The sequence below is a fragment of the Aurantibacter sp. genome, from assembly GCF_042094015.1.
Classification (GTDB): Bacteria; Bacteroidota; Bacteroidia; order Flavobacteriales; family Flavobacteriaceae; genus Aurantibacter.
Genome location: NZ_JBELDZ010000001.1, coordinates 1 through 14,657 on the forward strand (window position 1 = coordinate 1; position 14,657 = coordinate 14,657).

Annotated in this window: 15 protein-coding genes; 3 read left to right on the forward strand and 12 right to left on the reverse strand. The window is 29.4% G+C overall.

Features of this window, described 5'->3' with window-relative positions:
• Positions 1-14 precede the first annotated feature (14 nt).
• Together ACFDSN_RS00005 and ACFDSN_RS00010 are read left to right on the forward strand one after the other, a co-directional pair.
• Entirely contained in the window at positions 15-1,301 is a 1,287-nt protein-coding gene (locus tag ACFDSN_RS00005; RefSeq protein ID WP_375237757.1) for a PAS domain-containing sensor histidine kinase, read from the forward strand.
• A 3-nt stretch (positions 1,302-1,304) separates the two neighbouring features.
• Positions 1,305-2,087: an enoyl-CoA hydratase/isomerase family protein gene (locus ACFDSN_RS00010; RefSeq protein ID WP_375237758.1), complete on the forward strand. Its 783-nt coding sequence runs from the start codon at positions 1,305-1,307 to the stop codon at positions 2,085-2,087.
• Positions 2,088-2,135: 48 nt separating this feature from the next.
• On the opposite strand, the gene ACFDSN_RS00015 is transcribed toward ACFDSN_RS00010, so the two are convergent.
• The gene (locus ACFDSN_RS00015; protein ID WP_375237759.1) at positions 2,136-2,492 is read right to left on the reverse strand and encodes a hypothetical protein; all 357 of its coding nucleotides are present in this window, start codon (positions 2,490-2,492) and stop codon (positions 2,136-2,138) included.
• Between the two features lie 51 nt (positions 2,493-2,543).
• Here ACFDSN_RS00015 and ACFDSN_RS00020 point away from each other — a divergent pair, with 51 nt between their 5' ends.
• Positions 2,544-3,080 carry a CvpA family protein gene (locus tag ACFDSN_RS00020; protein WP_375237760.1) on the forward strand — a complete coding sequence of 179 codons (537 nt, stop codon included), beginning with the start codon at positions 2,544-2,546 and terminating at the stop codon, positions 3,078-3,080.
• 48 nt (positions 3,081-3,128) lie between these two features.
• Here the strand turns inward: ACFDSN_RS00020 and ACFDSN_RS00025 are convergent, their stop codons facing one another.
• The 11 genes from ACFDSN_RS00025 to ACFDSN_RS00075 form a co-directional block, all read right to left on the reverse strand.
• A complete protein-coding gene (locus ACFDSN_RS00025; protein ID WP_375237761.1) occupies positions 3,129-3,758 on the reverse strand; it encodes a carbonic anhydrase family protein in 630 nt (209 codons plus the stop codon).
• Between the two features lie 22 nt (positions 3,759-3,780).
• Positions 3,781-4,440 (reverse strand): DUF2490 domain-containing protein, encoded by a 660-nt coding sequence (locus tag ACFDSN_RS00030; protein WP_375237762.1) that lies wholly within the window; start codon positions 4,438-4,440, stop codon positions 3,781-3,783.
• A gap of 2 nt (positions 4,441-4,442) precedes the next feature.
• Entirely contained in the window at positions 4,443-6,023 is a 1,581-nt protein-coding gene (locus ACFDSN_RS00035) for a SulP family inorganic anion transporter (protein WP_375237763.1), read from the reverse strand.
• Positions 6,024-6,111: 88 nt separating this feature from the next.
• On the reverse strand, positions 6,112-6,405 hold the full coding sequence (locus tag ACFDSN_RS00040) for a hypothetical protein (RefSeq protein ID WP_375237764.1): 294 nt from the start codon (positions 6,403-6,405) through the stop codon (positions 6,112-6,114).
• Positions 6,406-6,455: 50 nt separating this feature from the next.
• The gene (locus ACFDSN_RS00045; RefSeq protein ID WP_375237765.1) at positions 6,456-7,214 is read right to left on the reverse strand and encodes a tetratricopeptide repeat protein; all 759 of its coding nucleotides are present in this window, start codon (positions 7,212-7,214) and stop codon (positions 6,456-6,458) included.
• A gap of 11 nt (positions 7,215-7,225) precedes the next feature.
• Positions 7,226-8,986 carry a BatD family protein gene (locus ACFDSN_RS00050; RefSeq protein ID WP_375237766.1) on the reverse strand — a complete coding sequence of 587 codons (1,761 nt, stop codon included), beginning with the start codon at positions 8,984-8,986 and terminating at the stop codon, positions 7,226-7,228.
• A 19-nt stretch (positions 8,987-9,005) separates the two neighbouring features.
• Entirely contained in the window at positions 9,006-9,824 is an 819-nt protein-coding gene (locus ACFDSN_RS00055; RefSeq protein ID WP_375237767.1) for a tetratricopeptide repeat protein, read from the reverse strand.
• A gap of 59 nt (positions 9,825-9,883) precedes the next feature.
• Complete coding sequence (locus tag ACFDSN_RS00060) at positions 9,884-10,921, reverse strand: VWA domain-containing protein (RefSeq protein WP_375237768.1); 1,038 nt, start codon at positions 10,919-10,921, stop codon at positions 9,884-9,886.
• A 27-nt stretch (positions 10,922-10,948) separates the two neighbouring features.
• On the reverse strand, positions 10,949-11,953 hold the full coding sequence (locus ACFDSN_RS00065; RefSeq protein WP_375237769.1) for a VWA domain-containing protein: 1,005 nt from the start codon (positions 11,951-11,953) through the stop codon (positions 10,949-10,951).
• Positions 11,953-13,653: a hypothetical protein gene (locus tag ACFDSN_RS00070; RefSeq protein WP_375237770.1), complete on the reverse strand. Its 1,701-nt coding sequence runs from the start codon at positions 13,651-13,653 to the stop codon at positions 11,953-11,955. The genes ACFDSN_RS00065 and ACFDSN_RS00070 overlap by 1 nt, the downstream gene beginning before the upstream one ends.
• Positions 13,654-13,703: 50 nt before the next feature.
• Positions 13,704-14,567: a DUF58 domain-containing protein gene (locus ACFDSN_RS00075; protein WP_375237771.1), complete on the reverse strand. Its 864-nt coding sequence runs from the start codon at positions 14,565-14,567 to the stop codon at positions 13,704-13,706.
• Between the last annotated feature and the right edge of the window lie 90 nt (positions 14,568-14,657).

A 14,657-nucleotide genomic window follows, 5' to 3' on the forward strand; every position in this document is an offset into this window, starting at 1 on the left:
ATTGATACTCGTTGGTGAACAATCCTTTTGTTATTAGAGAAACAACTTACGAGGTTACAACAAATAAAATCCCTTTAATCTTTAAAAAGGAAATACACAAGGTTGCAGATGTACATAATATTCAAATTAATTTATACGATTTAGAAGGTTCTATTTTAAAATCATCTAAAGCAGCTTTGCCTCAAGACACAGTAGAAACTTGTATTTCTGCTGAGGTTTTAAATAAATTATTAAATACTGTAAATCATAGAGTTGTAGTAGAGCGAAAAGAAGCAGGCGCAAACTTTCAATCGTCCTATAGTTATATTACAGATCAGAATTTTAAACCATTAGCAATAATAAATTTACCATATTTAGAAAATGACGATTTTTTAGCAAAAGAACTATACGAATTTTTTGAGCGCTTAGGTTATACATATGTCTTTATGCTTTTTATAGCAGTTGTTCTGGCGTATTTTTTATCTAAATATATAACTAAAACATTAAAGACCATAAGTGATAAAATAAACCAAACAAGATTAGAAAAACGTAATCAGAAGATAGATATTGGAACTACAACAGAAGAGATTTCTACTTTAGTAGATTCTTATAATTCTATGATTGATGAATTAGAAGAAAGTGCTGTGAAACTTGCAACTTCAGAACGTGAACAAGCTTGGAGAGAAATGGCAAAACAAGTAGCACATGAAATAAAAAACCCTTTAACACCAATGCGTTTAACGGTTCAGAGTTTTCAACGAAAATTTAATCCAGAAGATCCAGATATTCATACTAAGTTAAGCGAGTATTCTAAAACTTTAATTCAGCAAATAGATACTATGAGCTCTATTGCAAGTGCTTTTTCTAATTTTGCTAAAATGCCAGCACAACAGAAAGAAGAAATTAATATGGTAGAAGTTGTAGACTTGGCGTTGGATATTTTTAGTGAAGACGACATTACTTTTAATTGTGATAAGGAAACTATAATAGCTAAATTTGATAGAACTCAATTAATAAGAGTGGTTACTAATTTAGTAAAGAATGCTTTTCAAGCCATACCAAAAGATAAAACAGCAGAAGTTATAGTTGATTTAGTAGAAAATAAAGACACTATAATTATTTCTGTTTCAGATAATGGTACAGGAATAACAGAGGAAAATATTATTAAAATATTTGAACCTAAATTCACTACAAAATCTAGTGGAATGGGATTAGGTTTACCAATGATTAAAAAAATTATTGAAACTTACAACGGAACACTTACTTTTACAACAAAAGAACAAATAGGAACCACATTTTTAGTCACTTTTCCAAAAGAATAAATTATGAATTACGAGAATATCTTATCAGAATCTAATAATGGAATAACAACCATTACAATTAACAGACCAACAAAGTTAAACGCTTTAAATAAAGCCACAATACAAGAATTACATAACGCTTTTAAGGTAGCAAACATAGATGCTACAACCAAAGTTATTATTTTAACAGGAAGCGGAACAAAAGCCTTTGTTGCTGGAGCAGATATTAGTGAATTTGCCGATTTTAGTATAGAAAATGGCGGGAAATTAGCAGCTAAAGGACAAGAATTATTATTCGATTTTGTAGAGAATTTAGAAACACCAGTTATTGCTGCAGTTAATGGGTTTGCTCTTGGTGGCGGATTAGAATTAGCTATGAGTGCTCATTTTAGAATAGCAAGCGATAATGCAAAAATGGGATTACCAGAAACATCTTTAGGAGTAATCCCTGGATATGGCGGAACGCAACGTTTACCACAATTAATTGGAAAAGGTCGTGCAATGGAATTGGTTATGACTGCTGGTATGTTAGATGCGCCAACAGCTTTAAATTATGGGTTGGTAAATCACGTTGTTGCACAAGAAGAATTAATACCATTAGCAGAAAAAATTGCGAGTAAGATTATGCGTAATTCATCTGTTGCTATTGGTAAGGCGATAAGAGCTGTAAATGCAAATTTTAAAGATGGCGTAAATGGTTTTAATGTAGAAATTGAAGAATTTGGTGCTTGTTTTGGTACTGCAGATTTTAAAGAAGGAACTACAGCGTTTTTAGAAAAGCGTAAAGCAAATTTTAAAGGCGAATAAATATTGTTACCAATTCATAAAAAACGCTCGAGATATCTCGAGCGTTTTTTATGAAATATAATTACTTTCTAAAAAGTAATTTACAATAGCTTCTTTCATTAATACACTTTGTTCTCCTGCTTTTAAATGTGGTAATTCTGCAATTGTTTTATAATGTGGCCAACCATCTTTATCTACAAAATCTAATTCATAATAACCATAAGGCATTAGTAATTTACAAATAGCAATATGCATTAAATCTAATTTGTGATCTTTTTTGAATTTTTTATCGAATTGACCTAATTCTTGAACGCCAATTAAATATATAATTGCATCTAAGTCTAAAGTGTCACCATCAGCAAATTGTTTAGATAATTTATCTACAACAGTTTGCCAACGTTCCTTTAATTTTTCATCTCTTGCCATAGCGTTTTTAAAGTCGCAAAGTTAGGTTATATTTACCAAAAATTACAGATTATGACAGTTTTAGATATTATTCTAATTGCATTATTAGGTTTTGGTTTAGTTCGCGGAATTTTTAAAGGATTATTTGTAGAAGTTGCTTCATTAGTTGCACTAGTTGCTGGAGTTTATGGCGCAATTCATTTTAGTTATTTTATTGCTGATTTATTACAGTCTAAAACTGAATGGAACGAAAAAACTATTAATGTAACTGCATTTGCTATTACATTTGTACTTATAATTATTGTTATTAGTCTTGCCGGAAAAGCATTGACTAAGTTAGCTGATTTTGCAGCTTTAGGAATTATAAATAAATTATTAGGTGGCGTTTTTGGGGCGCTTAAAATTGGATTAATTGTAAGTGTGTTATTAATTGTTTTTAGTAAAATGAATAACACTATTCCTTTTGTAGAAAAAGAAGACTTAGAAGAGTCTATACTTTACAAACCAGTTAAAGCTTTAGCACCATTAATATTTCCAAATATTATTAAAGCAGATGAAGATAGCGTTGAGGATGAAAAAACTCTTTTAGAAGAAGTTATAGATAAATAAAAAAAGCGAACTAATTAGTTCGCTTTTTTTATTGGTGTTCAAAATTGATTAAATCATTTCTACTTTTCCAGTTTGTAAACTATAAACACCACCAACAATTTTAATATCTCCCACATCTTCCATTTCTTTTAAAATAGGACTTTTTTCACGGATACGATCTATAGTTAACATTACGTTGTTTTCAACTGTTTTTGCAACGAATTTTTTGTTAGAAGAATCTAAATCGCCATCAACTTCATCAGAAGACTTTTTAACAGCTGGTAAAATATTACTTAATAAATGAGTTATATTTCCAAGTTCTACACCATCGCAAGCTGCTTTTACTGCACCACAAGCTTCATGGCCTAAAACTAACACTAATTTACTTCCTGCAACTTTACAAGAGTATTCTAAACTTCCTAAAATATCTGCATTTTCAAAGTTTCCTGCTACACGTGCAACAAAAACATCTCCAATAGCTTGATCTAAAACAGTTTCTACTGGAACTCTAGAGTCTATACAAGATAATACAACTGCTTTTGGAAATTGACCAGTTGTTGTTTGAGAAATAAGTGCAGTATTGTCTACAGCCTCATTTTTATTAGTTGTAAAACGTTGATTACCTTCTAATAAATCAGTTAATACATTGTCTGGAGTTAAACTATCTTGAATATTTTTTGTTATCGCTTGATTTTTCATTTTTAATATATTTTATAAAGGTTTAGAAATTATAGAATGTGATGATATTTAATTGATCTCTTCCTGAATTTTCAAAGAATTGATTCATATAACCTAATTCTATTTTTAATTTTTTATTGAATTTATAGCCTAATCCACCATACAAACGATTTCTATCAAAAACACTTGATTTTGTATTTAAGAAGATTTCATTATATGCTGAAACATAGACTTGTTTTTCGCCATCTTTTATTTTAATTATTGGATGATTTAGACTTAAAAAATAGCGAAAACGCATTTTGTAATCATCTTCTACAAAACGTTGTTCAAATCTATACCGGTGAGAAATATTTAATTTACCTAAGCTTTGTTTAGTTGTAAATTGCTGAAATATCCGATACTCGTTTATAGATGTTTTATCGTCAGAACTAGTTGTGTAATTCTCACTTAAAATGTAGCCATAACCTAATAGTAAATTAGCTTTACTCTCTTTAAAAGTATAACCTAATCCAGTTCTTAATAGAAGCTGTTCTAAATCTCCAATAGCATTGTAATTTCTATATTGGATTTCGTGATGCAAATTCCACTTTTCGTTTAATTGCTTGCTTCCAATATAAATTAGCCAATTTCCAAAATCACTGTCTTGAGCAAAGTTAGATAATGGCAAGCAACTTAAACTTAAAATTAAAAGTAGCTTTTTCATAATTAAGTAATCTTTGGTCTTAGTTTAAAAAACTCAATAAAACTATCTGGATTTTCAACTGTTCCACGTTCAGATATCAATTTAATGTCAATCTGTCTTTGTTTTGCTTTATAGGCAAAATCCTCAAGAATTTCTATAACATCATAATCTAAGTAATTTGTTTTTCTAACATCTAATTCTAAATAGGTGTTGTTAGGTAATGCATCTAATTCTTTTAAGATTGTTGCTTTGTTAAAGAATGTAACTTCTTCAGCTAATGTCATTTTAACATGATGTTCGCTATTTGTATTTTCCTCTACTTTATGTAAAAAATGACTATTTTTAAAACTTTGAAATAAAGTAATTAAAATTCCAACAGCTAAACCAATTCCTACACCTAATAGCAAGTTGTATTGAAGTATTACTACTGTAATTATAAAAGGGATAAATTGTCTCCATCCTGCATTCCACATAGTTTTAAACACTGCTGGTTTTGCTAGTTTATAACCAACAACTAATAATATCGCAGCTAAAACAGATAAAGGTATTTTATTTAATAAATTAGGAATAATAACAACCGAAACTAGTAATAATAAACCATGTATAATTGCAGAAAGTTTACTTTTTCCACCAGATTGAATATTCGCAGAACTCCTAACAATTACTTGTGTTATTGGTAACCCACCAATTAATCCAGAAATTACATTTCCTGTTCCTTGCGCTAACAGTTCTCTGTTTGTAGGAGTTACGTTTTTATCTGGGTCTAATTTATCTGTTGCTTCTACACACAATAAGGTTTCAAGACTGGCAACTAAAGCCATAGTAAATGCAATTAACCATACAGCACTATTTGTTATAGCACTAAAATCTGGAAAACTAAATTGACCTATAAATGAGTCTATACTGTCTGGAACTGGAACACTAACTAAATGTGACGATTCAATACCTATAGTTGAATTACCTTTTGTTATTATATAAAAAATAATACCAATAGCAACAGCAACTAGTGGACCTTGAATAATGGTAAATATCTTGCCTTTTTTAGATAATACTTTATCCCAAAGTAATAGAATTGCTAAACCAATTAATCCAATTAGTAATGAACCTGTTTGAAGATATTCCCCAATATTAAGAATTTCTGAAAAGGTATTTTGACCATCACTTTGAAAGAAATCCCAGCCACCTTCTGGATTTTTATCCAAGCCAAAAAAGTGTGGGATTTGTTTTAAGATAATAATGATTCCTATACCAGTTAACATACCTTTAATTACAGAAGATGGGAAGTAATAAGCTATAATACCTAATTTAAGTACTCCAAAAAGGACTTGTATTATTCCGGCTAAAACTACTGCTACTAGAAAAACTTCAAAGCTTCCTAAGTCTGTTATTGCTGATAATACAATAGCGGCTAAACCTGCTGCTGGACCACTAACGCCAATTTTAGAGCCACTCAATGCCCCAACGACAACTCCACCAATAATACCGGCGATTAATCCTGAAAAAAGTGGCGCACCACTGGCTAATGCAATACCTAAACATAAAGGTAATGCAACAAAAAACACAACAATACTTGATGGGATATCTTGTTTTAATGTTTTAAACATACATAAATAAATTGTGTTTGTAATTTATATTACAAACTGATAAGGAAAATGCTAATTTTTATTAGCTAAAAAATAATTACAGAAATTACTATACCAATTCTGGAGGAGGGAAAATTAGATTTAAATAAGGTGTTGGATATGTTTTAAACACGTAATTTGTTTTGTTTTTTAGTTTTTTATTTTGATGAAATATTTTAGATTTTTCTATGTTTACTTGGAAAATTTCTAATTCTTTATTCTTCTCATTCTCTTCTTCCTCTTCAGAAATATCTAATAACAATGTAATGTCTATAGAATCATCTATAAGTAATACTATAGATGGCAACGATATTGTTGCTATAAATAATAGTATAAAACTTATTGAAAGTAAACGTTTAAACATATTCTATAAAAGAAATTAAAAAGTAAATATAACATATTGTCTTGTTTTTTCTAAAAGAAACTCAACTGTTTTAAATCTTCTTTTAGAATCCAACCTGTTTTACCATCGCTTAATTTAATTTTAGTCCAATTACTCTCAGTTTCTAAAACATTTACTTTTGTGCCTTCGTGAAGTAAAAAAGCATCTTGACTTTTAAAGTTTGGCTCTGTTTTAACATTAGTTTCTTTCGCAAAAATAATAGCAGGGCTTTTAGCTGTTTCTTGATTGTCTTTGTAATAAGAAAAACTTAATGTAATAAGTGTTAATATTAGAAAACTAAAACTTGATGTAAATAAAATACGCTTTGTTTTGGTACTTAATGTAAAATAGTAAATGATTAGTAATACTGCGAATATCCCAAAGAAAATTACAGTTAAAACAGCCCAAGTATCGGTTTTTAGAACACTTGTAAATTTATTGAAATATTTAGTGTAACCAATTTCAGGTAAAACTTCTATTGCATCAACTTTCATAGCATTAGCAAATGCTAAATTTTGTTTAATCTCTTTATCTGTAGGTTTTAAAAATAATGCTTTTTCGTAGTTATAAATACTTTGTGCAATATGATTTAATTTATAATGCGAGTTTCCAAGATTAAAATACAGCTCTGCAGAATGTTGATTAGTTTTTAAAATTGAACTATATACACTTATGGCATCGGCATACTTTCCATTTTTATAAAATGTATTACCTTTTTCAAAAAGCGATGTGTTTTGAGCAGTAGATATTAAACTAAAGCAAAACATTAATATGTATATAATATGTTTCATAAAGTTTTTGTTTAAGTAATCTCTTTATCTATAGCTGTAATGCTTTTTTCGGCTTTACTAAAGTCTTGTTGCATTGTAACATCTGTAAATGGAGAATATCTTGCTTGCTCACAGTTTTCTAAAATCGAAATAAAATTAGAGATTGTTTCACTTTCCACTTTTCTTTTATCTAAGAGATCTGAAATTTTGTCTTTACTCATTTCACTAGTTTCAATTCTAAGCTTTGCTTTTAAATAATTGTGTAACGCTTTTTCTAAGGCAATGTAAAATGGTTCTTTTTTTCCTAAAGATTTTTTAGCAGAACTTAAATATTTTTTAGATAATCTGTTTGCTTTTCTAGTTTTGCTACCAACTACATCTAAGGCATAATCTTCTTTTTTACGTCTAATAAACAATGCTATTGGAATAGCTAAGAGTGATACCACTAAAACTATCCAGAAGTTGGTAGATTTAAAGAATTTTATAGCGTTTTTATTTATAAAATCGGTTTCTGTTTTAATGTCGGCAAATGTATAATTGTTCCCTGTTTCTTTAGAGTTATTATTTAATGCTGTTGTTTTCTCTTCAACATTTGGTCCATTTATAACATTAATGGTTAAATCTTTAGATGTAACTGTTTTATAAGTTTCTGTACTTGGATCAAAGTAAGAAAAGTTAATTGTTGGCACAGGATATTTTCCTTTGTATTGAGGAACAATAGTGTAATTATCCGAAATGCGACCTTGCATTCCATTATAATTGGTACTTATTCTTTCAGAATGTTCAGGTTCGTAAACTTCTAAAGTGCTAGGTAACGTTATTTTTGGAAGATTAAATAATTTTAAGTTTCCTTTTCCTGCAACTTCTAATGCTAATGTTAAAGATTCTGTAGCATTAAGTTCTGTTTTAGATAAGGTTGTTTTAAAATTAAAGTTTCCAACTGCGCCAGTAAAGCTATCAGGTTTGTTTTCTTCAGGTAATGGTTTTACATCTAAAACTCTTGTTTTTGCACTAATCGTTTTATGTACTTGTTGCATTAACCTATTCCCAAAAAAGTCACGTCTATTAGTTGGTATATCTATGGTAATATCTAAACTTAGAGGCTCTATTTTTAATTCTCCTGTTTTTTGAGGATATAAAATTGTTCGTCTTAAAACTACATATCTATATTCTTCTCCATTATATTCACCACGTTGTACGTTTTGTGTTTTAGAATCTGTACTTTGACTCCAAAAGCCATTATATTTTGGACTGTCTGTTTCTCTCCAATTACTTACTCCTGTATTTGGTGCAACATAAAGTCTATATTCTACAGTAACAGCTTCGTTTAGGTATGGTTTTGTTTTAGATATCTGCGCTACTAAATGTATATTATTATCAGCAATATAGTCAGCACTATTACTGTCTTTTGGTTTTTTTACTGCTTTAGTAATAGTAATGTTTATTGGTGTTGTTTTGTAAGTTTCGCCTTCAACTTCAATGCTCGCTTGCTTAATAGTAAATCGACCTTGTTTTTTAGGTGCTAAAAAGTAACTGTAGGTTTTACTAAAACTTCTTTTTCCATTTACCCAAGAATGACTAACCGATTGATTTGGTCCAGCAACAATATTAAAATTTGCAAAGCTTGGCGGACTAAAATTATCACCATCTTGGTTCATTTTAAAATCTACTCTTAAACGTTCATTAACGCCAAGTTTTTTCTTACTTACAAGCGCTTCAAAACTAACTTGTGCTTGTAATGTTGTAGCACCAAGTATAAAGCAAATAAATAGTATGTGTTTTAAGGCCTTCAATGTTTAAACTATTACTTGTTTACCAATCTTTTTCGGTTTGTACTTTTGCTCCTTTTACTTTTTGAGCATTTACTTTTTCTTGTACTTTTTTCTCTTCGTTTTCCATTGCCTCTAACAAATTCTTAATTTGCTGTGGAGATAATTTACCTTTTTGTTGTTGTGGCTGCTGTTGTTCTTGATCTCCTTTGTCACCTTCATTTTTCTTATCTTCTTTAGGATCTCCATTATCATCTTTATCTTTGTTTTCTTCATCTTTCTTATCACCATCATCACTTTTATCTTCTTCTTTCTTATCGTTATTTTCTTTGTTGTCTTTATCTTGGTTTTCCTCTTTGTCTTTATTATCATCACCATTTTCGTCTTCTTCCTGTGGCTCGTCTTGTTGTCCTTTGGCACATTCTTGTGCTAGAGCTAAATTGTAACGTGTCTCATCATCTTTAGGATTATTTCTAAGTGCATTTTTAAAAGCTTCTACAGCTTCTTTACACTTTTTGTTTTTCATTAATATATTTCCAATATTATGAAATGCTTTATGTTTTTCTATTTTATCTGATGAATTTTTAGCTGCTTGCTGATTACGAAATAAAGCCTCTTCATAATTTTTGTTTTTATAATAACTATGAGCTAAATTGGATGTGCCTGCTACGCTTGATGGTTTTGTAGAAATAGCTTTTCTATAAATAGCCTCTGCTTCAATATAACTTGAATCTGCTAACTTATTTGCTTGAGCTATATAAGAAATAGTTTTATTGTTTAACTTTTCTTGAGTTTGATCTTCGTCCTGAGCAAAACTAACTATGCTTATAAAAAGTAAAATATATGTAAAAAAGTATTTCATTATTAAGGATTTGGAGTATCTAAATTAAGAAACTAACATATAGTATTTAGTTAAAAGACTTATAAATTCTCATTAAACAAATTCAATTTTTTTAACCAAGCTGTTTTGCGTTCTAAAAGAAAAATATCTATTAGTAAAAATATAAAACCTAGACCTAAAAACCACTGAAATTGGTCTTCGAAATCTGCATATTGACTTGCTTCTAATTCGGTTCTGTCTAATTGGTCTAATTGTGTTTTTATACTATCTACAACTGTTTTAGTGCTTGCTCCATTTATATAAATTCCATTAGCCGCTTTAGCTATACTTTTTAAGGTTTCTTCGTTTAATTTAGTGATTACGGTTTCACCTTGTCTGTCTTTTTTATAGTTTAGGACAATACCATTTCTTTTAATTGGAATTAGTCCGCCTTTTACATTTCCAACACCAATAGTGAAAATTTGTATACCTTCATCATGCGCTTCTTCTGCTATATCTTCGGAAGCTGTACTATGATCTTCTCCATCAGAAATTATAATTAGAACGCGATTTGATTCTTGTTCTTTATCATAGTACGTTTTTGCTAATTCTATAGCTTCGTTGATTGCTGTTCCTTGAGAAGACATCATATCTGTGTTCATATTCTGAAGAAACATTTTTGCAGCAGCATAATCTGTTGTAATTGGAAGTTGAGGAAATGCTTTTCCTGCGTAAGCAATAATCCCAACACGATCGCTAGCTAAACTATTTATAATTTGAGTAACCAATTGTTTAGATTTTTCTAAGCGATTTGGTGCCATATCTTCTGCTAGCATACTTTTAGATACATCTACCGCAAAAACAATATCTAAGCCTTCTCGTTTAACATCTTTAAATTTAGTTCCCATTTTTGGATTTACTAAAGCAATCGTAAAACATCCAAACGCTAAACTTAAAACGAAGATTTTTAAAATAGATTTAAAAAAGGACTTATTAGGACTTAATTTTTTTAATAATTCTGGGTTAGAAAACTGTTTTTGAGTTCTTTTTTTCCAAAATTGAAGCACTAAAAACCCCAACCATAATATTGGAATAATAAGTAAAACCCAAAACCATATTTTTTCTTCAAATTGAATCATTTGTATTAATATCTATATTATTTTTTTTTACACAAAACTTCTAAACACGCTGAAACGTAGTGTTAATTCTAATAAAAGTAACATTAAAGCTATATAAACTAACGGACGAAACAACTCTTGGTAAGATGTGAATTTTATTTCTTCCACATCTGTTTTTTCTAGCTTGTTAATTTCATTATATATCTGTTCTAATTTTTTATTATTAGTTGCTCTAAAGTATTTTCCGCCAGTTGTAGTAGCTATTTTTTTAAGTAACACTTCATCTATCTCTACTTTGGTTCTTCCGTATTGGAAACTTCCGTTTGGTCTAATAGATACTGGAGATAAAGCCATTCCATTTGTTCCTAATCCAATAGTATATGTTTTTATACCGTATTCTTTAGCTAATTCGCTTGCGATTTCTGGATTTATAGAGCCAGAATTATTTACACCATCGGTAAGTAAAATAATAACTTTACTTTTTGCTTTACTGTCTTTTAAGCGGTTTACAGATGTGGCCAAACCCATTCCAATAGCAGTTCCTCCATCTATTAATGTGTTAAAATTAATGTCATTTAAAGAACGTAAAATGATACTTTTATCTGTTGTAATTGGTGTTTTTGTATAGCTTTCTCCTGCGTATTCAACTAAACCAATTCTATCGTTAGGTCTTCCTTTTATGAATTCTGAAGCTACATTTTTTAAAGCCTCTAACCGGTTAGGTTTTAAATCTTTTGCTAACATACTTGCTGAAACATCTATTGCCATTACAATATCTATTCCTTTTGTAGTCTTAGTTTTTGATGTAGTTTGAGATGTTTGTGGTCTTGCTAGAGCTGTAATTAATAAACCTAAAGCTAACAAACGTAATCCAAAAAGCAAATGTTTTAACTTTGGTAAAATAGAGTTGGTTACCTTAAAACCTTTTAAGCTAGATATATTTAATTCAGCAGTTTGTTGTTTGTTTTTTAGAATATACCAAACTATGGTTAATGGTAAAACCAGTAATAACCAGAAAAATAATGGACTAGCAAATGTAATTCCTTCTAGCATCAGTTATCGTTTTTATCTTCTTTAGGTTTTAATTCTAAAGAGTTTATAATACGCTCGTGAATATCTTTTAAATAAACGTCATCTTTTAAATAGGTTATAAATATCTGTTGTAACACTTGATCTTTATCAGCTTCAAAAGTTAAAATAGTGAAGTTACCATACACATAAACATCAGAGCCTTCTGTAATAGGTAATTCTAAAGTTCCAGCAGTTTTTAAACCTTCAGCACCATTTGGTGTTGTAAACTTCTCGTTAGTAGAAAGAATATTTCTTGCCCCTTTAGCTTCAATTTGTTTTAAACTACCTTCTACCGCTTGTTCTACATCAATCTTTGGTGCATCCTGTTTTGCATTTGGATCTTGAGGGTTTTGTTTAGGTTTACTAAATTGAGTTGTGGATGCTACTACAGTAAACTTCTCTTTTAATTCGTATGTAAATACAGAAGTTTTTACTTTGTCTTTATACTCTTCTGGCAATTCTAAAATAGTTCGTTTTAAAACTATTGGTGTTTCTATATGAATAGGAGGAAAACCATAGTCACTAGTAATCCATTCGCCTTCAAGTAAACTTTTAGTGTCTTTTTGTATAATAGTATCTACAGTATATCTAAAACCGTATTTAATTCCAAAACCAATAAATGTTGCTGTAATTAAAGCTAAGATAATAGCAATAGTTAATATAACTTTATTTCGTTTTTGTTTGCGTTCTTGTTCTTTTTTATATTTTTCGTCAAGTAATTTCTCTTCTTCTGTTGGTTCTGGTAAAGCCTCTTTTACGTGATCTATTTCTTCTGCTACTACTTTACGATCTAATTTAGCCAATTCAATATCTGGAGCAGATTTAGCAAATTTTACTAAATCGGCACGTTTTAATATTGATTCTAAGTTTTTTAAAGAATCTTGACTTAAATCTATTTGATTGCCTTCTTTAAGTAAATTTAATTTAGAAATTAATTCGTCTGTAGTACTTTCCAAAGCTTTATCATAAACTTTCTCATCTAAATATTTTCTAATAGCTAAAGTTAATTCTGAATAATAATCTTTTATAGCTTCTTTTTCTAAATAACCAGACTCATCAAGTTTTTTTAAGGCTAATTGAGCTCTGTCATATGGCGGTAATAGAGCTATTTTTTCTTCTTCGGTTAATGGTTTTGTACGCCAAATAAACCAATACAGTAAAAACCCAAGAATACTTGCAATTAAGAATGCTATCAAAACATATTTCCACCAATTACTACGAGGTGATTTAACCTCAATAATAGGTTTTATATCATATAGTTTTTGTTTTGTAGTATCAATTTTAACAGGATTAATTTCTACTAAAAGTGAATCTAGAAGAATCGTTTTATCTCCAATTATTACTTTTTGCTTTGGAATAAAATAGCGTCCAGAATCAAATTGTGTTAGTCCGTATTTTTTTATAAGTTGAAATTTAGCATCTTTTTTAACCGTATCTGTTTTATACGATTCTATCATCTCTAGAGGTAAGAAAGTTTGTCCTTCAGGAAAAACGACACTATTAGTAGAATCTGTTTCAACTTCAATTTTATAAATAATTTCTTGTCCTATTTTTACAGAAGTAGAGTCTACAGAAGATTTAACTTGGCTAAATGCGAAGAAATAAATAAATGCAAATAAAAATGACAGAACTAAGTTTTTAGTCTGCTTGTTTTTGATATATGTATTTTTATAATTTGTCATTAATAAATCTAAAATCGTATTTATAGGTCTCAACTATGCTCGACCAGAGATTATCTTCTTTTAAAATAGCCTAATAATTTTTTAACATAACTTTCATCTGTTCTACAATTAATAGCGCCAGCACCAGATTTTGCAAATGTATCTTTATAAAAATTTACTTTGTTACTATAATAGTTTGCGTAATCTTGACGTATTTTTTTAGAATTGGTATTCACTAACATTAACTCACCCGTTTCTTGATCTTGCATTTGCACCATTCCAAGGTTTGGAATACTTTCTTCGTGCTTATCAAAAACTCTAATTCCAGTAATATCGTGTTTGTTAGCTGCTATTTTAAGTGTTTGTTTATAGTCATCAGCAATAAAATCACTTAAAACAAAAACAATAGCTTTTCGTTTCATTACGTTAGACAAAAACTTAAGTGCATCAGAAATATTGGTTTGCTTACTTAGTGGTTTAAACTCTATAAGTTCTCTAATAATTCTAAGCACATGCGATCTTCCTTTTTTAGGTGGAATAAATAACTCTATTTGATCTGTAAATAAAATTAAACCAATTTTATCGTTATTCTGTGTTGCTGAAAAAGCTAATGTTGCACCTATTTCTGTTATAATTTCTTTTTTAATTTGTTGATCCGTACCAAATAATTCTGAAGCCGAAACATCTACCATTAACATCATAGTTAATTCGCGTTCTTCTTCAAAAACCTTAACATAAGGTTCGTTGTAGCGTGCGGTTACATTCCAATCTATATTTCTAACATCATCTCCAAATTGGTATTGTCTTACTTCAGAAAAAGTCATACCACGACCTTTAAAGGTCGAGTGGTATTCGCCTCCAAAAATATGATCAGACAAACGCCTTGTCTTAATCTCTATTTTTCGAACTTTTTTAAGTAATTCTTTAGTATCCATTATTTTAAAGTATGCAGTGTTAGTTAGTAATTCTTTTAGTCATAATTTGAGTAAGCAATTACTTACTGAGTACTATTGACTAAATTACTG